Origin of the sequence: Burkholderia sp. MSHR3999, from assembly GCF_000833595.1 — a bacterium.
Classification (GTDB): Bacteria; Pseudomonadota; Gammaproteobacteria; order Burkholderiales; family Burkholderiaceae; genus Burkholderia; species Burkholderia ubonensis.
Genome location: NZ_JRFO01000007.1, coordinates 253137 through 277723, shown reverse-complemented (window position 1 = coordinate 277723; position 24587 = coordinate 253137). Strand labels below are relative to the sequence as shown.

Below are 24587 nucleotides of genomic sequence, written 5' to 3'. Positions count from 1 at the left end.
CATACGGATGAACGATTCGATTTATGGGGAAACGCGTGGAACAGCCGCCATCGCTATCGCGACACCTCCGCCGTCGCTCGGCCCGAGCGATTCGCACCCCAGTCGTCGACACTGATGAATTCGACAGTGCCTGCTCCGCCGTTCACGTCCTTCATGCCCTTGATTTCGAACTCCGCCGACTTGCCGGGAAGCACGTAGCCCATTCCCGCATCGAACGTATTGCCATTCACCACCCATGCGATGCCGGCCAGATTCACGACATACGGCGTCGGATTCGTTGCCCTGAGGACCGGCGCATGTGCCTTATTGCTACCGATCTTCCACGTGACCCTGCCTGGCGCGTCCTCCGTACTCCCGGGAAGATTCGCCGGGCGATACATCAATTTGATACGCGTGCGGATCGCCAACTGAATCCGGTTCCTGTCATCTTCGGCGCCAGGCTTCGGCGGCACGTCCAGCACGTTGAGCCAGAACAGCGACTCCCGGTCGGTCGGCAACGACTCGCCCGTATAAAGAATCCGCAGTGTTTGGCCCTTTCCCGGCTCGAGGCGAAAGACGCTCGGCGTGATCACGAACGGCACGTCGATCCGGTCCGGCGCTTCGGTCTGGTTTCCGTTGTCGAGCCATGTCTGGACGAGCGACGGCAGCGTTCCGTCGTTCGTGAGCCGCACCGTGACCTCCTGGTCGCTTCCCGGGAACACAACCCGCGTGCCCGACACCAACACGCTTGCATGCACACCTGAGCAAGACAGCATCAGTACCAGGAGCATCAAAATTTCATATGGATATCTAATCTTATTCATGACTATCTCGTTGATGATCCGTTCGGGTACTCGCCCATGCCGCGTACCGTCTCACCGAAGGCCGGCCGCCCGGAGGCAGCCGGTTTGCACCGAATGGGCCATGTGCCTACGGGTAGATGACGGAATAGGTGACGGACGTGTTCACCGAGCCGGCAGTGGACTGGCCGGTCGCGTAATACTGCGCCGCGTACTGCAGCGTTGCATTCCCGCTCTTGTCGATCGCCACGGTCTGCGAACCCTGGTCCGCGCTCTGGGCGCCGATCATGATGTCCTTGTACCCGTCGTTTTGAATACTCACTTCGACATTCGCTGCAGAATTCGCGCCGGCCGGCTTCAGGCGGCCGGTTGCCAGATTCACGTTGGGGCCCGGCTCGAAGACCACGGATACGTTCGCAGGGACACCCTGCACGGGCTTGCCTTCCGCGTCGACGGGCGAAGTACAGCCGCTCAGCGACAAGGTGAAGGGCGTTCGGCCAGCCGTCTGGCCCGCGCTTGCGAGCTGATTGGTCGCAGCCTTCGGCAGCGCGACGGTCAGGTCGTTCGTACCGCCGTTGATCTTGCAGGTCGACGCGACCACGCTACCGGTAAAGTTGATCGTGCCGTCGGACGCGTGTGCCGTAGTGGCCATTGTCATGACCAGCACGGCGGCCGGCAACAGAATTGCATTTTTATTCATAAGCAAATTTTTGCAGTAGTTGGATTTAAACTTGAACATTCGAAACATCACTCGGACAAAAATATCGTTTAGCTATACGCCCTCCTCGCAAGTTCCAAACAAATCATCCGCCGCAAAATATTTCACACGACGCCGGCCACGCGAAGCACGATGATCCAAACGCCCGGCGAATTCAGCGACGAGAAACTCAAAAACACATATTGGGATTCATGCTTCTCGATATGCGAATGGAAGCCCCCCCAAACTTCGGCTCGATGCGATGAGAAACTCTATAGCCGGAAACGGATCGTCCACGTCGCGACGAGCGACATATATTGCGATGGCGATGCGATAAATTTAATTGAACTCTCCGACTGCCGAAACTTCGCTCATAAAAGCGAACCGAATCAGCAGAAGCCAAGGTACATTTTAAGGTTCGATCCTCGCTCCCCGGAATAGGATTCGGACGCAAAATCGGAGACCAAGATTAAGACTAGTCTCATATTTGACTTGATTTAACAATCAGCGATACCCAACATAAAGCAAGCCCGAAGAGACGATTTCCAATGCATTTCCGCGGGATGATGATTCTGAGCGCAAGCAGGATCTGCCTGTTTGCGAACGTTCAGCATGCCCATTGAGACGTAGCGGCAAGGTCGACTGTTCGAACCGCAGGTCCCTGTGAAAGCACCTGCAACAGAGGCGGGAGGGTCCTGCCGCTGGCAGGCCGCCGTTACATCGCGCTTTCATTGCAACGACGCATGCAAAGGGTCACTGATGACGATCGGCCAAACGATTCGCTCCGATGTCGGCAGTGGCAGAATTGTTCCGCCCATTCGTCGTCGCGTCAAATCTCAAAAAAAATAATGTGACGCGTCTGATTGAAATATTTCGTTCGGTGCGTACACTCGCTCTTGCCGTACTCGAGTGCCACGTGAGGCAGATATTTATTTCCAGTGGTTACTCATGAATCAGAGGTGAATTGATGCGAGAATTAAACTATCGAGATATCGTTCTGATAAGTGGATCCAGTAAACGCGTTTTGATTTTATTAACTTCGGCGGAGCGCAACTGCCGGAGTGCTGGATGAAGTGTGTCGTTATGCTGAACGAGGCCGAGGACCTGACGTTGCAACAACTGTCGATTAACCACCGGCTTCGGGACTTTCGCACGCGCGCGGCAGGGCTGCTAATGCTCGCGAGTAAAGTCCGGCCGGCCGAAGTGGCTGCGAAGCTCGGCGTGAGCGACCAGTCGATCTACAACTGGGCTCGTGCTTGGCGAGAACAGGGTGTAGTCGGATTGCTGGTCGGTCACAAAGGCGGTCGGACTCGCGCACTGGCGGATGAGATGGTCGACGCCGCCGCTCAGTTTGCGCAGGCCGAACCCTTGACGCTGGGGCAAATCGCCCAACGGCTTGAAGCCACGTTCAATGAACCGCTGCCGTGCCGACTCGAAACGTTGAGCGCCGCGCTCAAGCGCAAAGGCTTCTCGTTCAAGCGCAACCGATGGTCGGTCTACCCGTCATGCCTGAACGGATTCGGCCGAACGATCGACACGCATCCATCCCATTGAAGCGACACGTAGACGCATCCGCCATGACCTTCTCGACCCGCGCGGCGCGCGCCCTGTGCGCCGTGAATCTGCTGTGGCATGGCCTTGCCGCGCACGCTCAGACCATCCATCCGGCCGCACCGCCTTCCGACGCGACACGGAACCAGGAACAGCAACTCGATCGGCTCCGTCAGCAGTACCTCGCGCCGCCCGACGTCTTGTCGGCTCGAACGAACCGCGCATCGGACCGCCTGCAACTTCCCGACGAACAGCCGTGCTTCATGATCCGCTCCGTCGAGTGGCGCGGCGCGGATGCGTTTCCGTGGCTGACGTCAGGCGCCGGCCTCGAAGGCCAGTGCATCGGCGCGCAAGGCCTGCGCCTGCTGCGCGAATGGGCCAACCGGCGGCTCGCCGCGCACGGCTACGTCACGTCGCTCGCCAGCCTGCCGGCCCAGGATCTGTCGGGCGGCCATCTCGTCGTCGAGATTCTGTCGGGCCGCATCGGCCTGATTCGCGACGCTGCCGGCCGCATCGGCTGGACGCCGCTGCTCTTTCCGCACGGCCCGCATGCGCGCCTGAACGTGCGCGACCTCGACCAGGCGCTCGAGAACGTACGCCGTCTGCCGGGCCAGGGCGCCACGGCGTTCGACCTGGTGCCGGGCGAGGCGCTCGGCGACACGGACATCGTCGTCCGGCATCCGGACAATGCGCGGCGCCTGCGCGTCGTCGCGACCGCCGACAACGCGGGACTCGATGCGACCGGCCGCAACCAGCTTGGCGTGATCGTCTCGCTCGACTCGCCGCTGCATCTGTACGACCAACTGCTCGTCACCTACAACACCGACGCCGCGTTCCACGACAAGGCGCGCGGCGCGCAGTCGAAAAGCATCGCGTGGAACGTGCCGATCGGTTATGCGTCGTTTTCAGTCGGTGCGAGCGAATGGACCAGCCGCCAGACGCTCGCCGACTACGGGGGCCTCGTCTACGCGAATCGGGCCCGGCGCATCGAGGCGGCCGTCGGCTACGTGCCGTACCGGTCGAGCCACGGCAAGTCGACGCTGCGCTTCAGGCTTGCGCGCCGGGAAGATCGCGCGTGGCTCGACGACGCGGAGCTCATGGTCCAGAAGCACGACCTGATGACCTACGACCTTTCCGCCGCGCATCGCGAGAAGTTCGCGCGTGCGACGCTCGACGCCGCGATCGGCATGCGCGGCAGCCTGCCGGGCCTGAGCCGGTTTCCCGGCTATGTGAAGAACCGCACGCGCTGGAACGGGCGCTACCGGATCGTCACGTTCAGCGCCAGGCTCGATACGCTCTTCTCGCTCGGTACACGGCGCTACGGCTATCGCGGCACGCTGCTGCTGCAGCACACGCCGGATGCCGCGCCATCGACGGAATTCATGCAGATCGGCGGCCGCTACACGGTGCGCGGATTCGACGGCGACAAGGCGCCGAGCGGCAAGAACGGATGGCTGCTGCGCAACGAATGGGCGACCGCGCTCGCGGGCCAGGAAGTCTATGCGGCGCTCGACGCGGGCGGTGTGTCGTGCGATGCGTACCACGGACGCTGCGTGCTCGCCGGCGCCGCGCTCGGCGTGCGCGGCGGCTATCGCGGCTTCGGGTTCGACGTCGCGCTTGGCGTGCCGCTGCGCAAACCGGCACAAATGCATTCCGCGTCGCCGACGCTGGACCTGCAACTCACCAGCCGATTCTGACGCCGTCGCGAACGACGTCTTCTTCACGGAGGCGCCCATGTAGCCCACCTCGTCCCATGCCCGGCACATCGTCGGGCCACATCACACACGCTATGGAGATTGACCATGAAACACACTCATCGATTCGCCCGTCGGCGCGCATTGCCGCGCCCGTCGGCACTGGCCGGCGCGCTTGCGCTGATGATGCCCGCGCTGGCCGCGCACGCACAGGCCGTGCTGCGGCCCGATGCCGGAGCGGCCGCCCAGCCGGGCATCACGACGGTCGGCGGGACGCCGGTCGTCGATATCACCGCACCGAACGCCGCGGGGTTGTCGCACAACCGCTTCACCGACTACAACGTCGGTGCTGACGGCCTGATCCTCAACAACAGCGTCACGTCGGTCCATACGCAGCTCGCGGGCACGATCGCCGGCAACGCGCAGCTCGGCGGCGCGCCCGCGCGTGTCATCCTCAACGAGGTGACGGGCGGCCGCGCGTCGCAACTCAACGGCACCACGGAAATCGCCGGGCAGGCGGCCCGGCTCATCGTCGCAAACCCGAACGGCATCGTGGCCGACGGCGCCGGCTTCATCAACGCGACGCGCGCGACGCTGGTGGCCGGCAAGCCGGTGTTCGACCAGGACGGCGGCATCGCGAGCTTCGAAACGCGCGGCCGCATCACGGTCGACGGCAAGGGGCTCGACGCAGGCAACACCGACGTCGATCTCGTCGCGCGCTCGCTGCGCGTCAACGCCGAACTGCGGGCGAAGCAGCTCGTCGGCGTCGCGCTGGACGGCAAGGTGAAGATCGACGGTGACACCGTTGCGTATCGCCGGAATCCGTCCGGCGCCGACACGCCGGACATTGCGATCGACGTTGCGCGGCTCGGCAGCATGCACGCGAACGCGATCACGCTCGTCGGCGGGGCGAAGGGCGTCGGCGTCAACGTCGATGGCAAAGTCGACGTCGTGGCGGGCGATCCGCGCGTCGACGCAAATGGCAGGATCGTCACGCAGACGCAACGCGATGGCGTCAATGTCGCGCGGAGCCCGTACGGCCTCGTCAACAACGGCGACGTCGGCGGCGCCGGCAACGGGTCGAGCATCGTTTCAGGGCAATCTGGCGCGAACGTCGGTTGGAGCAGCACCGGCGTCGCGCAAAACGGCGGCCTGGCCGTCACCGGCGGGCTGGCCAACCAGGGCAGGATGAGCGCCGATACGATCGCGGCGACGGGCGGCGTGTCGGTCGGCGCGGGCGCATCGCTTGACGCGCGGCAGGCCCTGTCGATCACCGGCGGCTTGTCGCGCAACGACGGGCGCATCCACGGACAATCGATCTCGATCACGGGCGGCGCCCAGGTCGGCACACTCGGCCAGCTGAGCGCCGACGGCATGCTCCAAGCCACAGGCCGATTCGATAATCGCGGCGCGGTCCGGGCCGACCGCGCGCAGTTCACCGGCGGGCTCGAGGTCGCGCAGAGCGGCAGTGCGACGATTGCCGGCGCGGCGAGCGTCAACGGCGGCCTGACCAATCGCGGGACCTTCAGGTCCGGCGCGCTCAACGTTACCGGCGGCGTGTTCAACGCCGGCAAGCTGCGCAGCGAAGGATCGGTCACGATCGTCGGTGGTCTCGACAATGCCGCGTCCGGACGCCTCAGCGCCGCAGGCTCGCTGCTGACGGTCGGCGGGCAATCCAACAGCGGCCGCATCGAGCAGTACGCGCGCATCGATACGCTCACGGCCGCGGAGCCGGTGGCGCCGCCGATCGAAGCAAATCCGGCCGAATCCGCGGCCGTGCCGCCGGTTGTCGACAAGCCGGCACAGCCTGATTCCTCGACGCAAGTCGCCGACGCCAGGCCCACGGCACCGGTCGCGCCGCCCGCCGTCGAACAGCCGGCTCAACCGGTGCCCCCGACGCAGGTCGCCAACACTACGCCTGCGCCTGCGGCCCCGGTCGTGCGGCCCGTCGCACCGCCGAGCCCGGTCTCGTGGATCGTCCACCGGATAAGGTTCTGGCTCGCGTCGTTCTTCCAGTGGGCGTAAGGCGGCGCCGGTAGCCGGCTGAACGGCACGCCGCCCGGGCGGATCGCGCGACTTGCGGCCGCCCGGGCCACGCGGCGCGCCGCTACCCGACTGTCATCGGCAGCAGCACCATCTGCTGCCCTCGACATGCGGTCGCGCCGGCAACTCGACGGGCGTCGGGTGTTCAGCCATGCAGTCGGAAAAATTACGCCCCCGAAGATCAGCTCGCTCGCGAAGCACATGCCGCCCGGATCGGCTTCGAGCGAGTGCGCCGATTCCAACATTCACCCGGTATCGATGGCAAAACATCGTTCGAGTTCGAAGTGAACATTTATCCGCGCGAATTCGTACGAAAAACAAAGACAAAGTTTGTCAAATATCCGTCCTGAAGCCGGGAATCCGGATACGGGGCCGACGACAGAGGCCGACATCGCAGAGTAGCGGGGAAACGCATATGAGGAGCTTCTGTGTTCAAACCGTCTTCGCCAATGACAGACCGTTGGCAATGGAAGGGATGGAATTTATTGCGGGCAGCACCAGCGCAATCGATCTGGTCGGCGTGTCGAAGAGCCCCGGCGATCTGATCGCTTCGCTTTCCCGCCGGAACTGCGACGTCGTGCTGATCGATTACTCGATACGCGGAAATGGGCATATGGAAGGGCTGGCGCTGCTCGGCTACCTGCGGCGCACGTTCCCGAAGATCGGCCTCGTCGTGCTCACGACGCATGAAAACCCGGTGATCATTCGCTCGATTCTCGCGCTGGACGTGTCGGGCGTCGTCAGCAAGTTCGACGACATCGGCCATATCGTCACCGCGATGCATGCGAGCTACGGCGGCGGCAATTATCTGTCTCCGACGATCAAGAGCGGGCTTGACGAGGTCAGCGACGGCGAAAGCCGGCGCGAGTGGAAGCTGACGCCGCGCGAGATCGAGGTCATCCGGCTTTACCCGTCCGGCCTGTCGATCAACGAGATCGCCGGGCAACTGAACAACTCATGGCTTCCCGGTCACAGCAGTCCAGTGCGAAGACGACGCGCAACGGGGTGCCGTCGTCGCAGCGGAATTCGAAACCGTCTGAGCACCAGCGCACGTTGCTTCTGTCCACCGCGACCTTGCCATCGTGCCGACGCGTCGAGGAGGCATGACGAGGTCGCCGTTCGAGCAGCAGGCCGTGGCGACGCATGACGCGATACCCCCGTTTTGCATTGACGCGAGGTCGGCCCAGCGCGTCCCGGCTTCGCCTCAGCAGCGCCCATGCTCGCTGATAGCCGTATGTGGGCAGGTCGGCAATCAGTTCTTGCAGTTCGGTGACGAGCGGCATGTCATCCAGAACGGGCGTCTTGCGCCGATCGACCCATTCAGCGGTGCGCTTCAATTTGACCGTGAGATTCGAGCGCGACACACCCAGGACTTTACAGACCGTCTTCAACGGTCGTCCCCCGGCAGCAATGGTGAGCGCGCAATCAATAGGATGGTCCGCCCCTCCCGCCATCAAACATGAAGAGGTCTACCTGAAAGAGTACGAGTCGGCCGGCCATGCCCGTGCTCCATCAACGAGTCAGGAAATCAGGTCATCTCTCGCATGGTCGCGGCGTTTGGTCGTCGTCAATCACTCAACGATGTCGGCGCGGTCGGCCAACTTCCTCAGCAATTGCGCGGTGGCTTGCTCTCGGACCTTGCGCTCCAATTCTCGCTGCAGCAATGGCTTCATGGTTTGATAAGGTGCCGCGGTTGCCGGCCGGACATTGTCGAGCTTCACAAAAACCCTCGCCTCACCGACAGCGATCGGCTGGTAGGTCATCTCTCCCGGCGAAAGTCGGATGATCGCGCGAGCCACCGGAAGAGAAAGACCATGTGTCTGCCCGTCAACGGGATCGCTCTTGAAGTTCAACCATGGTAGCTCCCCACCCTGGTTCTTGTTGGGAGCGAGACTGTAGCGACGTGCCAGTTCCTGAAAATCGACGCCAGCTCGAAGCGCTTCCCTCACCGTCGCTGCAGTTGTGTCATCACCGACGATCAGAATACGCGTCTTGTATTCTTTGGGTCCCAATTCCGCGATACGGGCATCGTAACGTGCTCGGAGTTCCGCCTCCCCGACTGGGGCAGCGTGGACGTGATCGCGAAGGTAATGTTCGATTTCGGAATCGATTTTTGCGGTTCGCATTGCCTCTTGCACTTCCGGGAGCAAGTCGTAGCGCTCGGCTTCTGCCTGCTGGCGAACAAGTTCGCGCTCGATCAATTGCCCCTTGATCATCTTCCGTAACGCCGGCGTATCCGGTTTTCCCGTGACCAGCACGGCGTTGTCCAACTGTACTTTCGAAATAGCATGGCCATTGACCAGCGCAACGACGTCAGTCGGCAATCTCGAAACACTGGAAGTGGTGCTACAACCGAAAAATAACGGAACCATTGTGAACGGCACGCAGAATCGCCGAATGGCTATTTTTTTCATAGACATCAAGAAGAATATTTCTCAAAAATAGTGGTTCACATCCATCGGATGCACAGCGCTCAAGGTCGCCGGCATGGATTCCAATAAATCGAACTCAACGGGTTCGCAATCTCGCTTACTCCCTACCGAATGAACTCGTCCGGCACTTCCGTCAGGCGCCTCTGACTAAGATGCTTCATCCAGTCGGTCTCTAATGGGTCAGGCTCGAATCTATCGGAGAATACGCGCTCAAGTTGCGGCGCTGCATCGCCATACGATATGTCTGGATCGACTTTCGGTTTCGATCTCGTTATCGACAAGACATCGAAGTCATCCGAATACGTTGGAGCGCCCTGGAGAACATCACGATTTTTTGTTGCATCACGCAAGCGCTGATTGGGTATTTCGTCAGATTTTATGATCCGTCCATCTGGTCGTCCGCGATTTTTCGCGACCGAAACCGGGTGCCGGACAAGGGGTGCAGCAGGCACGGCCTGCGTTGCGGGCTGAACAAGTGGCTTCGCTCGACTCATCGCTTGAGGCACCAGCGCATCGACTTTCTTGGACACACGATCGGGAATTATCATCTCGCGAAATAGCGCTCCTCCTCCGACCGTGAGGCAACCGCCCGCAATTATTGCCAGCGCCAATCCATGCCGCCGTTTTACGTCACGCCCACTCGTATCATTCGCTTCGTCGCGATACGAATAAGGCGCCATCGAGTCGACTCGTATTCCACTCGACGTCGCTATTGTTTTTGGACCGGACATCAGGGCGACGAGCCGCATGATTCGCACCCCCTGCAAACCGGTTTTACGAGGCGAAAGAGTCGACACCCGGTTTTCCAGAGACATCAGGTTCGAATGCAACCGCTCAACGGTATTTTGCAGATCACTTATGGTCACACGATTCATCGCCGCCATCTTTTTTGACGTCCGTTCGGGTCAAAATATCCTTGTCACACTAAATTCATGGCGCATTGCGGGGGCGCGCCATAATTGTTAACTCGACCACCCGATCCGGAGCCAGGCAATCAATTAGCGCCGCCCGTTCATGCATCGAACACGGTGTACCGGGAACCCTCTTTCCATAACCTCTTGCAAGGATTGGCACCCGCACACCGCTTTCCAATAGAAATTGCTTGATCGATTCTGCTCGCCTCGTGGAAAGCTTAAGGTTATATGCGTCGTCGCCCAGTCGATCCGTATAACCTGAAATGATCAGCCGCTCCGAGACCGCCTTATTGACATCGACCGCCACCTTCTGAAGTTCGATTCGACCAATCGGGGTTATGCTTGCAAGATCCGATTGATCGAAACCGAAGAGAATATCGGTGCGCAGCGGTATTGTGGCGATCGGCATCAGCGAAGCAGTACGCACCTTTTCGGTTGCAGCTTCATCCTCGCACAAGAACGTTATCGTTCTAGCAGAGGCCAAGCCATCAAACACGCTCGGCGCGCCTGTGACACTGTCCACCGGTTTGACTCGCTTTCCCAAGCATATTCTTTTTGCCGTATCAATACAGGAATGCAATGTTTCAAACAACCCGCGACATTCAACCTCGTAGCCGGCCTTGCCGGACAGATCCTTCGCACGTGCGTCGTATGTGAGGCCACTGGTCGCTGTACATCCGGCCATCAACGCAGGTAGAGCAGCGGTCGAAATTAGCTTGACCATCCGGGCAATTCCTGGCATTCCGATTGTCATGTTTTCGTCATTTCCCGTTCTTCATTCGATTCCACACACCGATCCAATTGCCTGCCTGGCGAGTCGCATCCCAATCGACGTGCGGAAATCGTTTGCGTGAGATTCAGAATCATCTTTCGCGCGGCGAGATGTCGATCGCGCCGCGCGTCTTACTACCATTGATACGATGCGCCCACTCCCCAGGTCGTGCCGGCACCTGTCATCGAGGCTCCGGCTCGCACTTTCAAGTTCTGGGTAATTCGGGCCGACAGTCCAAGTGCCACCGCTTGGTAGCCTTGATAATTCGCAGTGCCCGTCCCCACTGCGATAGTCTTGCCCTGATCGACATCCGGGATCATGCTCAACGCGCTTGCCGCGGCGACCCCGCTATATGCTTTTCGGGCAACATCCGAAATTCCGTTCTGGAACTGGCGCATATTGACCGCGTCCGTTGGATTCACGCCATCGGCGACATTCGTGATACGTCGTTCATGTCCCACGGATCCGACAGAAACGGTATTCGGTTCGTTAGCCACCGACCCTGCACCAAGCGCTACCGAGTCTGGCGCCGAGGCCTTGGCGCCGGCGCCGAGTGCGCTCGAGCGGTCACCCGATGCGATCGCTCCAGCCCCCAACGCTGTCGAACTTTCCCGACTAGCCGATGCACTCCAGCCATTAGCGGTCGAGTTTTTACCGGAAGCAATCGAGTTCGCACCCGTGGCGGTCGCGTTTTCGCCAGAGGCCGAGGAACCGCTACCGGTTGATGTCGCGTTATTTCCCGACGCCGACGAATTGGCGCCTGTCGACGTCGCTCCATTGCCCGACGCGTTCGAATTCGCACCGGTAGCGGTCGAGTTTTCGCCCGAAGCCGAGGAGCCGCTACCCGTTGACGTCGCGTTATTGCCCGACGCCGACGAATTGGCGCCTGTCGACGTCGCTCCATTGCCCGACGCGTTCGAATTCGGACCGGTAGCGGTCACGTGTTCGCTGCCCTCCCCGGAGCCACCCGTGCCACCCGTGCCACCCGCATTCAGCTTCTTAACCGCCTCGTTCAATCGAGCGACATCCTGGTTCGTCGCGAAGAGCTGCGCGCCTGTCACCGCATCGGTACTCGTCTCGCTCAATTCGCCGCGAGACAGACCGGTCGCGACGCGCGTCACGGGAACGTAGTCGAATCCGCCGTCCGGCCGAGTCACTTTCGACATGCCACGAAAATCGACGCGCCCGCCTTCCAGGTTCTTCGCGATCGTAATGTTCTTGGTGTCGGCATCTTGCTGAACAAGGCCAATTCCGCTCTCGGCGAGCTGAGATTTGACGTTGCCGATGTCCTTGTTCAGCAAATCGACGGAACTCGAGTTCCGGGTGACACGCGAATCGATATTCGTGATCGCGTCGCCGACGCTGCTGACGTTGACGCCGCCGACGGTATAGCTCGGTGCCGACAATGTGCCATCGCCGCGCACCTCCGAGCCGCCGCCAAGGGCGGCTGCAACGGAAGCGGCATTGCTGTCCACCACCGTTCTCACCGCTTTCACTTGTCCGACATTGACCGCATCCGTATCTTCGGTGCCGGCCGCGACGTTCGTGATTTGCCGCTCCGCTCCCGAAGCGCCGACGGACACGGCGCCATGCATGGTTCTCACCCTCTGGCCGCTGTACGAAAGAGGATCGACAGCAGCATCGATTTCCGCCTGTGTGTTTATTGCGCCACGATCCGCGACTGATTGAGAACCCAGCGCGACGCCGTCGTTGACCGTGGTCTTCGCGTTCGGCCCCAACGCGATGCCGTTGAGCACGCCATCCACAACACGACTGGAGGTCCCCAGGGCAATCGCGTTATCTGCGCCACCGCCGACATTCGCCGCCCAGCCCAAAGCCATTCCTCCGACCGTTGCGCGGGCATCCGAGCCGACCCGAGACTGCGCACCGAACGCGATGCTGCCCTTTGAGGCTGCATTGTGGACCTGGGCGTTATACCCTATGCCAACCGCAAGGGCCCCGTTCGCTCGAGCAGCCTCACTGGCGCCATGGCAGCTTCCCCCGATCGCCACGCCGCCATCGCCGATCAGGCCGCCGCTTGCACCGCAACCCAGGCTGATCGAGTTGGAGTCCGCAGCCACTGCAGGCGATACGCCAGCGAATGCGAGAGCCGCGCCTGCAGCGAGCCGTTTCACTTGAGCCGTCTTGATACTAGATGAAGCGCCAAGCCGGACAATTTCTGATCCGCGGAATGGGACAATCGGCCTATTTAACTGAATAGCCGGATACATGGAATGTTGCGCGTATCTCATAAAATTAAAGTTCCCTCCGATGTGTGTGCGTCTTAACAATTAACATCCCGCCAACCGTCAAGTGACTCGATTGCATCAACACGCAAACTCACGCCCATTGACATTCAAATACACATAACCCATACAAGCTTCTACGGATCATGAAACGCTTATCAATAAATATGTCACGGCGTTTCAGTGGAGTCGGCCTCCGGTTTTCGGAAACACCTGATACGTTGACCGCCGCTTCCATCAAGTGATGCATCAAGCTCGATTCGGCATTGGCTCCGGCTTGCGCCTTCACGTCGATGCGCCAATCTTTGCCCTTCTTCATCTGCCTCATCTCAAAATCAGGATCCGTTTTGAAATTCGTGGTAGACGGCGGCAATCGTAAGGATCGTCGCGTCGATCAGATTGCCATCCTGCATCAGTAGCCCGCGTGTGTATGGCGAAATGCCCACATCGTCGAACGACTTGCGCTTCAGGTCACGCCAAACCATCAGGCATCCGAACTTCAGCAGCGTGGTCTCGTCCAGCCCGTCATCGATCGCCAGATCGACGCCCGATAATTCATGGGGGCAAGCCCACTCCATGAACTTCCTTCTGCAACATTCTCGGTTGCGCCAGCGGCGACCGTCGGGCCTGGCAGATCAATATTTCCTTAATGAAATAATGATATTGGCGCGTCATTTATTTTCATATAGGAATACAATGAATTTGGCCATAAAAGAATAAGACCCGTCCAAAATTCTTGATTTTTTTACAATCTGCGCTGCATCGCTCAATGGCACTGTTTGCTCGGAGCCGCTCGGTAAATTCGTGGCCGCCATGATGCGGAAAAGCAACGACCAGATTGACGCGTCGTCAGGATTGTTGGCGCTGACGTCGACGAGTACCGCGAGAGGCGTGGCAATTCAATTGCTCAAAGCCGGCGGAAAGCCGGCGCCACTGGGCACTCCGTGGAACGCGTCCGACTCCCCCGTCATCGTCAGCGGCGATCACCGTGCCGTTGCTGGCGCGCTATTACCAGGTCGATGCGACGGTCGCGCCGGGCACCGCCGACGGCATCGCGACCTTCACGATCGTTTACCGATGATCCTGCGCCGTATTCACTCGCAGCAAGGCATGCAGCGATCGACAGGGGCAAGGCCGTAGCCAGGCGGCTCAAAGAGCGTCCGCGAAAGCCACTAGACTTCGATACACCAGCTGAGCGATTTCATCGATTTTCTGCATCGACGGGTTGAATCCGTAAATTTGAACTGCAACCGAGCAGGGTCCCGCGCTGCTTGCGCCAGCCGGCGATACACGCTGCGTTCGTTCACGCCGTAGGAGGCAGCCACACTCGTCACGTCCTGTCCTTCGCGTATGGTCTTCACCGCTTGCTGGCGCATCGCCTGCAACGTCGCGCGATCCAGCTTAGGGCTGTCCGATGTGCGTGTCGATTTCATGCCCGTATTGCCTCGTGAGCATGACAAGATTTTCGAAAAATCTGGCAATCGCTTAATCTACTTGTGAAGCGTTGTACTATCTCACTCGCACGGTTTCTGTAGCAATGCCGAGAACGTATTAATGTCATCTCGGCGTTTTATTTTTAAATCGGGTAGCGGCAGGCAATGAACGGGAACCGGCATACCATCGCGCAAGCATCGATTTCGCACCAATTCACATTCACTCCCTGTCGCGAGTCTTTTCTTCAGATACTCGAAATCGGCCCTTTGCTGGGCTTCTGTTCGCGGCTTGACCTTTGGTGCACGGTTGTGCGGAATGGTGGTGGGCAAATCTCCTACCCAAAACCAGCGGCCCTGATTATTGTAACAATAACCCCGCATCGCTCCAAATTCATGAATTCTCCGCATGCAATCTCCTTCAGATAACATCGGAATGCGGGCAGGCAAATTTTCCACCAAAAACCAGCGACCCCGATTATTATAACAATAACCTCGCATCGCTCCAAATTTATGAAGTCTCCGCATGCAATCTTCTTCAGATAACATCGGAATAGTTTGCGCGTTTACCTCGCCAATGGCCACCAATGCGATTACAGTCATTACAATGAAATTCTTCATCGCGAACGCCTTTTCAGGATGCTACTGCGGCACCCGTCACACACGTTAAAGAACGACCCAATTCACGCATCGATTGCCAATATTTCCAAAATAGATGTCACATGGTGGCATATTGGCATTCGGACTGGCGAAAGAAAGGCTTCGCCAGCGCCGGCAACTTCTGGATGCGGTCTAGTGAAGCGATGGCAGGCCACTGCATTTCGTCTTCTGACTGCCCGAGGCGTTTTGAGAAGCTGTGCTTCACGTGAGCCCGAACTTGCTCGTAGGGGTTCAGGTGCGGCGAGTAAGCTGGCAGACGGAATAGCTTCAGATGCCCCTTCCGTACCGTCGCGAATTCCTGGACCAGCGTAGCCTTGTGAATCGGATGGCCGTCGAGTACGAGGAACATGGGCTGACGCGCGCCGAGCATCAGGCAACCGAGAAATTCTCGGAAAACAACGGCGGTGGACACCATCATGGACCATGACGCACAACTCGCCCCGAGCACTGACTACCTAAATCATGGCTTGCTGACGCATCGCCTGCAACGTCGCGCGGCCCAGCTTCGGGCTGCCCGATGTGCATTTCGATTTCATGCATGTATTGCCTGATGAGCATGACAAGATATTCGCGAAGCCTGGCAAATCAGTTGTTCGCGCCGCCCGAATTCGACTCGTCGAGCAAGCCGAGCCAGAATGCGCACTTGACCAGCTCGACATCTCCCTTCACTCCCAGCTTTTTCATGGCGCTCATTTTCTGAGCGCTGATGGTCTGCTTTCCCCTTCTGAATTTTGCGGCGATTTCCTTCACCGACATGCCGGATAGGTAAAGGCGTACAACGTCCATTTCTCGCGGCGTCAATTTCGAGGCGGATTGCTCTTTTCCGTCATTCTCGGATCCGAGCACGTTCTTGACGGAGGGCGACAGATATCGACCGCCACCGTAACTCGTGTGAATGGCGGTAACGATATGCCCGACATCGTCAAATTTGCTGACGATCGCTGAAACGCCCCGATTCAGAAGCGAACGGAGGACAACCTGATTTTCGTGCGTGACGAGCGCAATGATCCGGAGTTCCGAGAAGTTGCGACACAGATATCCAAACAGTGTCACCCCCTCCATTTGCCCTCTCGCGCGCATCGAAAAATCGATCAAGGCGACATCGCACTTCGTTTGATGCAACGACGAGACAAGTTCGTCCGCACTCTTGCAAAGCCCGACCAGATCGATTGCATTCGTGTTACCGGCGATGTGCTCCATTCCTGCCAATGTCAGAGGACGGTCATTGGCAAATATGGCTTGAACCCTGAAACCTCGCATACAAATCCCCGCTCACCCGGTTTTCATTCGCATGCCCGATGCGCATTTTTATATCAAACCGGAATAGAATTGATCGATAAAATGTAGGGATTCATATTCTATTAACCATCACGCTTCCCAGATATGGGACTCACGCCAGAATTGGCTATCGAAATTTGAGACGAGTCTCAGATCTAACGAAGTTTGACAATCACGTGCCGTGACGGCGATCAAGACGGGCGACACAGCCTCGGGTATCGCTGAAATGGGTGCGAATCAGCATCCAGTTGTCGGGAACAAACCGGTGGCTGTATGGACGATGGCAACGCTCCGTCAACGGACGAATGCCGGATCGCGAACGTATCCATGCAACTCGCCCGAAACCAGGTTCGGCGCCGGCGCGTGTGCCGTTGCTCGACGCACGGCATCTGCCCGCCCCGGTCGTTCGATCGTTTGCACTGTGAGTGATCGAAGGAAGCGGTGTCCAGCGAGTCTCGAACCCGCGGGCTAAAGGATGCGTCACGACATTCCGTTCGGCGCCTCGGTCGCCGAGTATTTTATTTCGTCGATCCGCATCCTGACCGATCCTGCAGACAGCGGGCCCGCCCCGCTCACCGCCAGCTCCCGACGTAATCCTCAACGAACCGCGCGAACGCAATCGGCGCCCGGCCCAACAGCGTCCGCACGTCCGCGCTGACCGCCGCCGCATGCCCGGCCGCAATCAGCCTGCTCAGGCTCATCAGCGTGTCGATCGACCACGCATCCATGCCCGCGTCGCGCATCGACGCGATTGCTGCATCATCCGACACCGCCACATAGTCGATCTTGCGCCCGAGCGCCGCGCCGATGCGCGCCGTCACGTCGGCATTCGACAGCGCCTCGCCGCCGGTCACGTCATAAGTCCTGCCGGCATGTTCATCCGGGCGCTGCAGGATCGCCGCGTTGACGGCGGCGATGTCGCGCACGTCGACGAACGACACCTTGCCGTCGCCCTGCGGGAGATACAGCGCGCCCGCCCGGATCATGTCCGCATAGAAGGTCACGAAATTCTGCATGAAGCAGTTCGGCCGGGTGATCGTGTATGCGACGCCCGATCCCGTCACGAGCCGGTCGATCTCGCCCTGCACGCGCCCGATCGCGAACGGCGCGTCCGGATCGGCGCCCGCGCCCGACGAACGGACGATGTGCCGGACCCCGGCCGCCCTGGCCGCAGCGACCGCATTGCCCGCGAGCGTCACCATGTCGGCCTGCAGCGGCAGCAGCAGGAACAGCGTGTCGACGCCGCGGAACGCGTTCGCCAGACTCGCCGGGTCGGCGAAATCGGCGTGGCGGGTTTCGACGCCTTCGACCGCCTTGCCGCTCGCCGAACCGGCGATCACATGCGCGCCGGCCGCCTTCAGTTGCGTGACGAGTTCGCGGCCGATCGTGCCGGTCGCGCCGGTCACGAGGATGGTGCTGGACATGATGTGTCTCCTGATAACCAAAGAGGGGCGCGCCGGTCGACCAGGACACGGAGCGATGAACCTCATCCTAGCCACCCCGATTCATGCCGGGTAGTCCATAATCCATCGAATCAATTTCAACGACCTGGATCGAATCGCCATGGACGACCTGCGCGCGCTTGAAAGCTTCCTGCGCACCGTCGAGGCCGGCAGCTTTTCCGCGGCGGCGGGCCGGCTGGGCGTGACGCCCGCGGCCGTCAGCAAGCACGTCGCGAAGCTGGAGCGCGATCTCGGCACGCGGCTGTTCCATCGCACGACGCGCAGCCTCGCGCTGACGGAAGCCGGCGAGCGCCTGTATGCGGAAACGTCGTCGGCCGCGCGTGCGCTGAGCCGGGCGATGGCGACGCTGACCGAGCGCGATGCGCATCCGGCGGGCACGCTGCGCGTGAGCATCGCGCCGGGGTTCGGAAGGCAGTACGTGCTGCCGCTGATGCCGGCGTTTCTCGAACGCTATCCGGGCATCCGGCTCGACTGGAGCTTCGAGAACCGCCATGTGGATCTGGTCAAGGAAGGTTTCGACGCCGCGATCGGCTCCGGCGTCGAGGACGACGCGAACGTCGTCGCGCGCGAACTGGCGCCGATCCGGCCGCTGATCGTCGCGTCGCCCGCGTACCTGGCGAAGCACGGCGCGCCCGCCACGCTCGCCGACCTGGCGCGCCACGATTGCATCCACCTGCGCTCCGCGACGACGGGCCGGATTCGCGAATGGGCGTTCACGGTGGACCACGAGACGGTGACGGCGCCGGTCGACGGGCGCGTCGTGCTGACCGACCTGGACGCGATCTGCGACGCCGCCGTGGCCGGCATGGGGCTCGCGCGGCTCGGCGCGCATCACGTGCTGCCGTATCTCGACGACGGCCGGCTCGTGCGGGTGCTCACGCAGTATCCGGCGACGGGCGGCACGATCCATGTGTATTACGCGCACGCTCGGCTCACGCCGCCGAAGGTGCGCGCGTTCATCGACTTCCTGACGGCATCGTTCGCGCAAAGCGCGTGGCGCGCGCGCATCGATGCATTCGATTGACCGGCGTCACGCGCGTCACGCCTTGTGCGTCGACAGCAGGATGCTCGTCTCCGTATTGGCGATCCCGTCGATCAGCCGGATCGCCCCGAGCACGCGATCGAAGTTCTCGAGCGAATCCGCGTGCAGCTCCGCGACCAGGTCCCAGCGCCCATTGGTGCTATGAATCGTCGCGACGTTCGGATGCCCGCGCAGCACCTTGATCACTTCCGCCGCGCGGTTGCCCTGCACCGCGATCGACATCAGCGCGCGGATCCGGTGCCGTTCGGCGGCGGGCTTCAGCCGCACCGTGTAGCCGACGATCACCCCATTCTTCTCCAGCCGCGTCAGCCGGTTCTGCACGGTCGCGCGCGCGACGCGCAGCTGCTTCGCGAGCGCGACCACGGACAGCCGCGCGTTGTCGCGCAAGAGCGCAATGAGCTGTCGGTCGACGTCGTCGAGCGCAATCATCGAGTTTGCTTTTCCTTCCGGATGTGAACCAGCCGCAAGCCTGCCGCGCGTCGCCCCGCTTGACCAGCAGGAGCTGATCAGATTGCTTTATCGGGCTGGCATTCTGCCAAGTTTATCGATGAATCTGCCACTTTTGCTGGCTTTTTGTTGGCTGGCCTCCCGGAAATAATGTCTTCATCGAGCGGCCCGCCGTGCCGCGTCCGGATCATTCAAGGAGACAGACCCATGACCCGCTTCCTCGACGTCCCCGCCACTGCCCGGCTGATCGCCCGAACCGGCGTCACGCGCTTCCTCGGCGAACTCGTCGACACGCTGCACGCCGACTTCCTGCGCTGGGCCGACTTCGACAAGTCGCCGCGCGTCGCCTGCCATTCGCGCGACGGCGTGATCGAGCTGATGCCGGTCGCCAACGCGTCGCTGTTCGCGTTCAAGTACGTGAACGGCCATCCCGTCAACGCGGCGCGCGGGATGCACACGGTGATGGCGTTCGGCGCGCTCGCCGAGGTCGATACCGGCTACCCGCTGCTGCTCGCCGAGCTCACGCTGACGACCGCGCTGCGCACCGCCGCGACGTCGGTGCTGGCCGCGAAGGCGCTCGCGCGGCCGGATGCGCGCACGATGGCGCTGATCGGCAACGGCGCGCAGAGCGAGTTCCAGGCGATCGCGTTCCATACGCTGCTCGGCATCGACGAAATCCGCGTGTTCGACGTCGATCCGCACGCCACCGACAAGCTCGTGCGCAATCTCGCCGCGTATCCGGCGCTGCGCGTCGTGCGCGCCGCGTCGAGCGCCGACGCCGTGCGCGGCGCGGACATCGTGACGACCGTCACAGCCGACAAGGCGTACGCGACGATCATCACCCCCGACATGATCAAAGCGGGCATGCACCTGAACGCGGTCGGCGGCGATTGCCCGGGCAAGACCGAGCTGCATGCGGACGTGCTGCGCGCCGGCCGCGTGTTCGTCGAATTCGAGCCGCAGTCGCGCATCGAGGGCGACATCCAGCAGTTGCCGGCCGACTTTCCGGTGACCGAGCTGTGGCGCGTGCTGCAAGGCGAGGCCGCTGGCCGCGACAGTGCCGGCCAGATCACCGTGTTCGACTCGGTCGGCTTCGCGCTGGAGGACTATTCCGCGCTGCGCTACCTGCATGCGCTCGCGCAGCAGCACGACGCAGGCGTCGAGATCGCGCTGATCCCGCCGGCCGTCGATCCGAAGAACCTGTTCGCGCTGATCGACGATCCGTCCGCGCTCGCGCAGCGCCACGCGGCCTTCGTCGCCGACGCCGTCGCCGCGTTCGCGCGCTGACCCGAGCCGGTGCGGCCCGCGCGCCGCACCGCCCTTTGCCTCTCCCCCGTTTGCGATGAAACTCGTGTCGATTCAGGCGCCGGCCGCCGTCGTGATGATCCGGCCGCACCATTTCCAGCCGAACCCGCAAACCTCCGCCGACAACGCGTTCCAGCGCAGCGGTGGCGCAGGCGACGCGCGCGCGGTGTCCGCCGCCGCGCGCGACGAAGTCGGCGCCGCCGCGCAGCGCCTCGCCGACGCCGGCGTGCGCGTGCACGTGTTCGACGACCACGGCGAGCACGACACGCCGGATTCCGTGTTCCCGAACAACTGGTTCTCGACGCATCCGGGCGGCCACGTCGCGCTGTATCCGATGACGTGCCCGAACCGCCGCCGCGAGCGGCGCGCGGACGTGATCGAGATGCTGAAGACGGAATACCGCGTGCAGGACGTGATCGACTACTCGGGCCTCGAATACGACGACGTGTTCCTCGAAGGCACCGGCGCGATGGTGCTCGACCACGTCGCGCGCATCGCGTACACCGCGCGCTCGCGCCGCGCCGATCCGGTCGCGCTCGAACGCTTCTGCACGCACTTCAACTTCGAGCCGATCTGCTTCGACACGGCCGACGCGGATGGCCGGCCGATCTATCACACGAACGTGATGATGAGCGTCGCGACCGAGTTCGCGCTGATCGGCCTCGATCTGATCAGTGATCCGAACCGACGCGACGAGATCCGGCGCCGGCTGGCCGAGACGGGCCGCACGGTGGTCGCGCTCGAACCGTCGCAAATCGCGAACTTCGCCGGCAATGCGCTCGAACTGTCAGGACGCGACGCTCGCGTGCTCGCGCTGTCGCGGCGCGCGTTCGATTGCCTGACGCCGCACCAGCGCCGGCTGATCGAACGCTCGGCGCAATTGCTGCCGCTCGACGTGCCGACGATCGAGCTGGCCGGCGGCTCGGTGCGCTGCATGCTGGCGGGGATTCATCTGGCGCGGCGGCAAGCTTGAAGTTTCGTTGAAGTCGACGGTCGGCGCGCGCTGCAAGAAAGGCCATCATGCCCTCCTCGCCCTTGCAACGTCGAGGTCGGTTTATTTCTGCTGTCTCGAGGGCACCCGTGCGCGATCACTCCCCGATCAACTTCAACCCCGCCGGCAACGACTCGCCGAACACGCGCACCGTATCGTCGACGTCGAACGCGACCACCTCGCGCACCATGTCGATCCACTTCGCCGATGCATTCGCCGCCGCGAGCCGCCGGATCACCGCGTCGCGCACGTCGGGCGGCAGGTCGCGCGAGCGGTCGCCCGTCATCCGCGCGATCTGCGCGGCCGCGAACGCGGCCGGCTCGACCTGCTTCCAGTCGAGCGCGAACAGCGCATCGAGCAGGCGGCCTGCAACATCGGGCGGCACGACGCCATGCGCGCTGCCGTAGAACGGCTGGCGCGCGCCGACGCGGCCGAGCGCCCACGCGCCGAGCGCGCAGTCGGACGGCTTCTGCAGCAGCGCGGTCAGCCGCTCGGCAAGCTCGATCTTGCGCTCGACCGGCAACCGCTCGAGCGACGCGGACAAGCGCGTCATGTCGGCCGGCCCGACCTTGGCCGGATCGAACGGCAGCTTGCGCCGCTTGCCGTCGGCCGGTTCGAGAAACGCAATCGCGTCGCGGATCTGCGTCTGCGCATCCTCGTCGAGCCCGCCTGCCGCGCGCCGCCACAGCGTCCACCATTCGGACCACACCTGCCCGTCGTTCACGTACTGGATGCCGTCGTCGAACAACGGCCACAGCTGCTCGATGCGCCACGCGTCGAGCGGATGGCCAAAGCCCGGACGCACGCAATAGCCGGCGAGGTTCAGCCACGCACGCTCGTGATCGGCCGAACGCCGCCGACGGCGCGCCCGCGCGAGCAGCGCGTCGAACAGCTCGCGCGCGAGCGCGACGTCCCATTCGTCGCGCGGGCCGAGCAACTGCTCGAGCTGCGCGCGCAGACGGCGCGTGTCCTTCGGCGTGACGTCTGCCGAGCGGCCGCCGAACGAGCGGTCGATCAGTTCGATCGCCTGATCGAGTTGCGGATGCCGCAAGGGCATGTCCACGTCGCCTTGCGTCGCCGCGTCGCCGCGCAACTGGAATTCGAGGCGCCAGCGCTGCGCCGCGTCATCCGTCGCGATGCAGTGCATTTCGAGCGTGCCGACTTCGGTCAGCGACGCCGTGAGCTTCACCGGCGTCTCGCGTGCGTCGCGCGCGTCCTGCCGCCCGACCACTGTCGCGATCGGCGGCAGCCGGACGAAATCGCCGTCGCCGAACGTCACCAGATCGCCGGGACGGTATGCCGTATCGGCAACCGTCGACACGAGGTGGAAACGCACCGGCGCCCCAAGCTGCAGCGCGAACGTGCGGTCTTCCAGCCGGATCTCGTGGCCCTCTTCGGTGCCGCGCGGCAGCAGGCAGACGCCGCGCGCTTCGGCGCCGCCGTCGTCGAGCACGAGGAAATAGCTGCGCGGCGAGCCGCCGCCGATGCGCGGCGCGTGCCCCGCGCGCGCGAGGCCGTACGCGACCGCGCCGCGCGCGACCGCGATGTCCGGCTGCGTGTTCTGCAACACGTTGAGCGGCTGGCCGCGCCACGCGCCGAGCGTCTGCGCGAGACGGCCGGCGAGCGCGCCCGCGCGGAACACGCCGCCGTTGAGCAGCAGCGTGTCGGGCAGCGGGCCTTCCGCGTGCCGCGCGAGAAACGCGGCGACGTGCCGCGTGACGGCCGCGTCGCTCGCGTACGGCAGCCCGAACTCGACGATCGCGCTGCGTGCGCGGCGCGGCAGCGCGTCGGCCGCGACCTGCGGGAAGAAGCCGTCGACGACGATCTGCTCGACTTCCTGCCGCGTCAGCTCCGCCGAGCGCGCGCCGCCGATCAGGCGGCTGCCCGCGCCGAGCAGCGTGACCGTGACCGCGTCGGGCGCATCGTCGCCGAGCAGGCGCTCCTTGGCCGCGCGGCAGCGCTCGACGAGCTGCGACAGGCTCGCGGCCGACAGCCGCGCGCCGGGCTCGGTCAGGCGCGTCTCGACGAGCCGCGCGAGCGCGAGGTCCATGTTGTCGCCGCCGAGCATCAGGTGATTGCCGACGCCGATCCGCGTGAGCGCGGGCTCGCCGTCGTCGCCGAGCGCGACGTCGACCAGCGTGAGGTCGGTCGTGCCGCCGCCGACGTCGCAGATCAGCACGCGCCGGGCGCCCGCGAGCGTATCGCGCAGCGACCCGCGGTGGCGGTACAGCCAGTCGTAGAACGCAGCCTGCGGTTCTTCGAGCAGGCGCAGCGCGGGCAGCCCCGCGAGACGCGCGGCCTCGACCGTCAGCGCACGCGCGCCGTCGTCGAACGACGCGGGCACCGTGAGGATCACGTCCTGCTCGGCGAGCGGCGCATCGGGGAAATGCGCGTCCCACGCGTCGCGCACGTGCGCGAGATAGCTGGCGCTCGCGTCGACCGGCGATATCTTGTCGACGCCGTCGGCCGCGCCCCATGGCAGGATCGGCGCGAGCCGGTCGACCGACGCGTGCGACAGCCAGCTTTTCGCGCTGGCGACGAGCCGGCCCGGCACCTGCGCGCCGAGCGCACGTGCATAGCGGCCGATCACGGCCGGCGGCGCGCCGGCCGCATTGGTCGAATCGGCCGCCGCAGCCTGCCACGGCAGCCGCAGGCTATCCGGCGCGAGCTCGCCCGCCGCCGGGTGATAGCGCACCGACGGCAGCAACGGCTGCGCGGCGACCTCGCCGGGGCCGACGAGTTGCTCGACGTCGAACACGCGGATCGCATCCGATCCGTTCTCGACGTACGCGACAACCGTGTTGCTCGTGCCGAGGTCGATGCCGACCGTATAGCGCTTCATC

20 protein-coding genes and 4 pseudogenes are annotated in these 24587 nt (G+C 62.7%); 7 read left to right on the top strand and 17 right to left on the bottom strand.

All coding sequences use genetic code 11. The features are described 5' to 3' along the window. Positions 1-53 precede the first annotated feature (53 nt). Positions 54-803 (bottom strand): fimbrial biogenesis chaperone, encoded by a 750-nt coding sequence (locus KY49_RS24845; RefSeq protein ID WP_042587127.1) that lies wholly within the window; start codon positions 801-803, stop codon positions 54-56. A gap of 106 nt (positions 804-909) precedes the next feature. Beyond that, entirely contained in the window at positions 910-1479 is a 570-nt protein-coding gene (locus tag KY49_RS24840) for a fimbrial protein (protein WP_042587126.1), read from the bottom strand. A 1065-nt stretch (positions 1480-2544) separates the two neighbouring features. Here KY49_RS24840 and KY49_RS24835 point away from each other — a divergent pair. From KY49_RS24835 to KY49_RS39160, 4 genes and pseudogenes are all read left to right on the top strand, one after another. Then, positions 2545-3030: a helix-turn-helix domain-containing protein gene (locus KY49_RS24835; protein WP_042587125.1), complete on the top strand. Its 486-nt coding sequence runs from the start codon at positions 2545-2547 to the stop codon at positions 3028-3030. 23 nt (positions 3031-3053) lie between these two features. Further along, a complete protein-coding gene (locus KY49_RS24830) occupies positions 3054-4724 on the top strand; it encodes a ShlB/FhaC/HecB family hemolysin secretion/activation protein (RefSeq protein WP_042587124.1) in 1671 nt (556 codons plus the stop codon). A gap of 105 nt (positions 4725-4829) precedes the next feature. Beyond that, entirely contained in the window at positions 4830-6746 is a 1917-nt protein-coding gene (locus KY49_RS24825) for a two-partner secretion domain-containing protein (protein ID WP_080491894.1), read from the top strand. Between the two features lie 169 nt (positions 6747-6915). Continuing rightward, a pseudogene (locus KY49_RS39160) lies at positions 6916-7530 on the top strand (response regulator); the annotation flags it as partial. Between the two features lie 187 nt (positions 7531-7717). On the opposite strand, the pseudogene KY49_RS36200 reads toward KY49_RS39160, so the two are convergent. From KY49_RS36200 to KY49_RS24795, 13 genes and pseudogenes are all read right to left on the bottom strand, one after another. Then, positions 7718-8209: pseudogene (locus KY49_RS36200) on the bottom strand (IS3 family transposase); the annotation flags it as partial. A 126-nt stretch (positions 8210-8335) separates the two neighbouring features. Then, positions 8336-9034, bottom strand: a complete 699-nt coding sequence (locus KY49_RS24815; RefSeq protein ID WP_052495777.1) for a peptidylprolyl isomerase — start codon at positions 9032-9034, stop codon at positions 8336-8338. A gap of 266 nt (positions 9035-9300) precedes the next feature. Further along, positions 9301-10071: a hypothetical protein gene (locus KY49_RS37665; protein ID WP_156162602.1), complete on the bottom strand. Its 771-nt coding sequence runs from the start codon at positions 10069-10071 to the stop codon at positions 9301-9303. A gap of 55 nt (positions 10072-10126) precedes the next feature. After that, a complete protein-coding gene (locus KY49_RS36195; RefSeq protein ID WP_197083604.1) occupies positions 10127-10834 on the bottom strand; it encodes an OmpA family protein in 708 nt (235 codons plus the stop codon). A gap of 182 nt (positions 10835-11016) precedes the next feature. Continuing rightward, a complete protein-coding gene (locus KY49_RS39335) occupies positions 11017-12048 on the bottom strand; it encodes a YadA family autotransporter adhesin (RefSeq protein ID WP_231636642.1) in 1032 nt (343 codons plus the stop codon). 291 nt (positions 12049-12339) lie between these two features. Then, positions 12340-12723, bottom strand: a pseudogene (locus KY49_RS39330) (hypothetical protein); the annotation flags it as partial. A 499-nt stretch (positions 12724-13222) separates the two neighbouring features. Beyond that, on the bottom strand, positions 13223-13447 hold the full coding sequence (locus KY49_RS37660; protein WP_139253453.1) for a hypothetical protein: 225 nt from the start codon (positions 13445-13447) through the stop codon (positions 13223-13225). A 16-nt stretch (positions 13448-13463) separates the two neighbouring features. Next, entirely contained in the window at positions 13464-13706 is a 243-nt protein-coding gene (locus KY49_RS34655) for a hypothetical protein (RefSeq protein ID WP_052495776.1), read from the bottom strand. Between the two features lie 686 nt (positions 13707-14392). After that, positions 14393-14561, bottom strand: a pseudogene (locus tag KY49_RS38745) (IS630 family transposase); the annotation flags it as partial. 81 nt (positions 14562-14642) lie between these two features. After that, on the bottom strand, positions 14643-15179 hold the full coding sequence (locus KY49_RS37650) for a hypothetical protein (RefSeq protein ID WP_156162600.1): 537 nt from the start codon (positions 15177-15179) through the stop codon (positions 14643-14645). A 97-nt stretch (positions 15180-15276) separates the two neighbouring features. After that, positions 15277-15636 carry a transposase gene (locus KY49_RS24805; RefSeq protein WP_082062432.1) on the bottom strand — a complete coding sequence of 120 codons (360 nt, stop codon included), beginning with the start codon at positions 15634-15636 and terminating at the stop codon, positions 15277-15279. Between the two features lie 167 nt (positions 15637-15803). After that, entirely contained in the window at positions 15804-16478 is a 675-nt protein-coding gene (locus KY49_RS24800; RefSeq protein ID WP_042587122.1) for a response regulator transcription factor, read from the bottom strand. Between the two features lie 590 nt (positions 16479-17068). Continuing rightward, positions 17069-17920 carry an SDR family oxidoreductase gene (locus KY49_RS24795; protein WP_042587121.1) on the bottom strand — a complete coding sequence of 284 codons (852 nt, stop codon included), beginning with the start codon at positions 17918-17920 and terminating at the stop codon, positions 17069-17071. 139 nt (positions 17921-18059) lie between these two features. On the opposite strand from KY49_RS24795, the gene KY49_RS24790 reads away from it, so the two are divergent. Then, entirely contained in the window at positions 18060-18983 is a 924-nt protein-coding gene (locus tag KY49_RS24790) for a LysR family transcriptional regulator (protein ID WP_042587120.1), read from the top strand. A 15-nt stretch (positions 18984-18998) separates the two neighbouring features. On the opposite strand, the gene KY49_RS24785 is transcribed toward KY49_RS24790, so the two are convergent. After that, positions 18999-19430 carry an Lrp/AsnC family transcriptional regulator gene (locus tag KY49_RS24785; RefSeq protein ID WP_042587119.1) on the bottom strand — a complete coding sequence of 144 codons (432 nt, stop codon included), beginning with the start codon at positions 19428-19430 and terminating at the stop codon, positions 18999-19001. A gap of 225 nt (positions 19431-19655) precedes the next feature. Here KY49_RS24785 and KY49_RS24780 point away from each other — a divergent pair, with 225 nt between their 5' ends. Next, positions 19656-20735, top strand: a complete 1080-nt coding sequence (locus tag KY49_RS24780; RefSeq protein WP_042587118.1) for an ornithine cyclodeaminase — start codon at positions 19656-19658, stop codon at positions 20733-20735. 55 nt (positions 20736-20790) lie between these two features. Further along, positions 20791-21726, top strand: coding sequence for a citrulline utilization hydrolase CtlX (gene ctlX, locus KY49_RS24775; protein WP_042587117.1), 936 nt, complete (start codon positions 20791-20793; stop codon positions 21724-21726). Positions 21727-21841: 115 nt separating this feature from the next. Here the strand turns inward: ctlX and KY49_RS24770 are convergent, their stop codons facing one another. Continuing rightward, on the bottom strand, positions 21842-24586 hold the full coding sequence (locus KY49_RS24770) for an Hsp70 family protein (protein ID WP_042587116.1): 2745 nt from the start codon (positions 24584-24586) through the stop codon (positions 21842-21844). Position 24587: the final 1 nt, after the last annotated feature.

Bases quoted from the DNA above. Each gene is read 5' to 3' on its own strand.
- KY49_RS24785 (WP_042587119.1), bottom strand. From the start codon at position 19,430: ATGATTGCGCTCGACGACGTCGACCGACAGCTCATTGCGCTCTTGCGC.
- KY49_RS24770 (WP_042587116.1), bottom strand. From the start codon at position 24,586: ATGAAGCGCTATACGGTCGGCATCGACCTCGGCACGAGCAACACGGTT.
- KY49_RS24825 (WP_080491894.1), top strand. From the start codon at position 4,830: ATGAAACACACTCATCGATTCGCCCGTCGGCGCGCATTGCCGCGCCCG.
- KY49_RS24805 (WP_082062432.1), bottom strand. From the start codon at position 15,636: ATGATGGTGTCCACCGCCGTTGTTTTCCGAGAATTTCTCGGTTGCCTG.
- KY49_RS24800 (WP_042587122.1), bottom strand. From the start codon at position 16,478: ATGCGAGGTTTCAGGGTTCAAGCCATATTTGCCAATGACCGTCCTCTG.
- KY49_RS24840 (WP_042587126.1), bottom strand. From the start codon at position 1,479: ATGAATAAAAATGCAATTCTGTTGCCGGCCGCCGTGCTGGTCATGACA.
- KY49_RS37650 (WP_156162600.1), bottom strand. From the start codon at position 15,179: ATGAAGAATTTCATTGTAATGACTGTAATCGCATTGGTGGCCATTGGC.
- KY49_RS24830 (WP_042587124.1), top strand. From the start codon at position 3,054: ATGACCTTCTCGACCCGCGCGGCGCGCGCCCTGTGCGCCGTGAATCTG.
- KY49_RS39335 (WP_231636642.1), bottom strand. From the start codon at position 12,048: ATGTCGAAAGTGACTCGGCCGGACGGCGGATTCGACTACGTTCCCGTG.
- KY49_RS24780 (WP_042587118.1), top strand. From the start codon at position 19,656: ATGACCCGCTTCCTCGACGTCCCCGCCACTGCCCGGCTGATCGCCCGA.
- KY49_RS37665 (WP_156162602.1), bottom strand. From the start codon at position 10,071: ATGAATCGTGTGACCATAAGTGATCTGCAAAATACCGTTGAGCGGTTG.
- KY49_RS36195 (WP_197083604.1), bottom strand. From the start codon at position 10,834: ATGGTCAAGCTAATTTCGACCGCTGCTCTACCTGCGTTGATGGCCGGA.
- ctlX (WP_042587117.1), top strand. From the start codon at position 20,791: ATGAAACTCGTGTCGATTCAGGCGCCGGCCGCCGTCGTGATGATCCGG.
- KY49_RS37660 (WP_139253453.1), bottom strand. From the start codon at position 13,447: ATGAAGAAGGGCAAAGATTGGCGCATCGACGTGAAGGCGCAAGCCGGA.
- KY49_RS24790 (WP_042587120.1), top strand. From the start codon at position 18,060: ATGGACGACCTGCGCGCGCTTGAAAGCTTCCTGCGCACCGTCGAGGCC.
- KY49_RS24835 (WP_042587125.1), top strand. From the start codon at position 2,545: ATGAAGTGTGTCGTTATGCTGAACGAGGCCGAGGACCTGACGTTGCAA.
- KY49_RS34655 (WP_052495776.1), bottom strand. From the start codon at position 13,706: ATGGAGTGGGCTTGCCCCCATGAATTATCGGGCGTCGATCTGGCGATC.
- KY49_RS24795 (WP_042587121.1), bottom strand. From the start codon at position 17,920: ATGTCCAGCACCATCCTCGTGACCGGCGCGACCGGCACGATCGGCCGC.
- KY49_RS24845 (WP_042587127.1), bottom strand. From the start codon at position 803: ATGAATAAGATTAGATATCCATATGAAATTTTGATGCTCCTGGTACTG.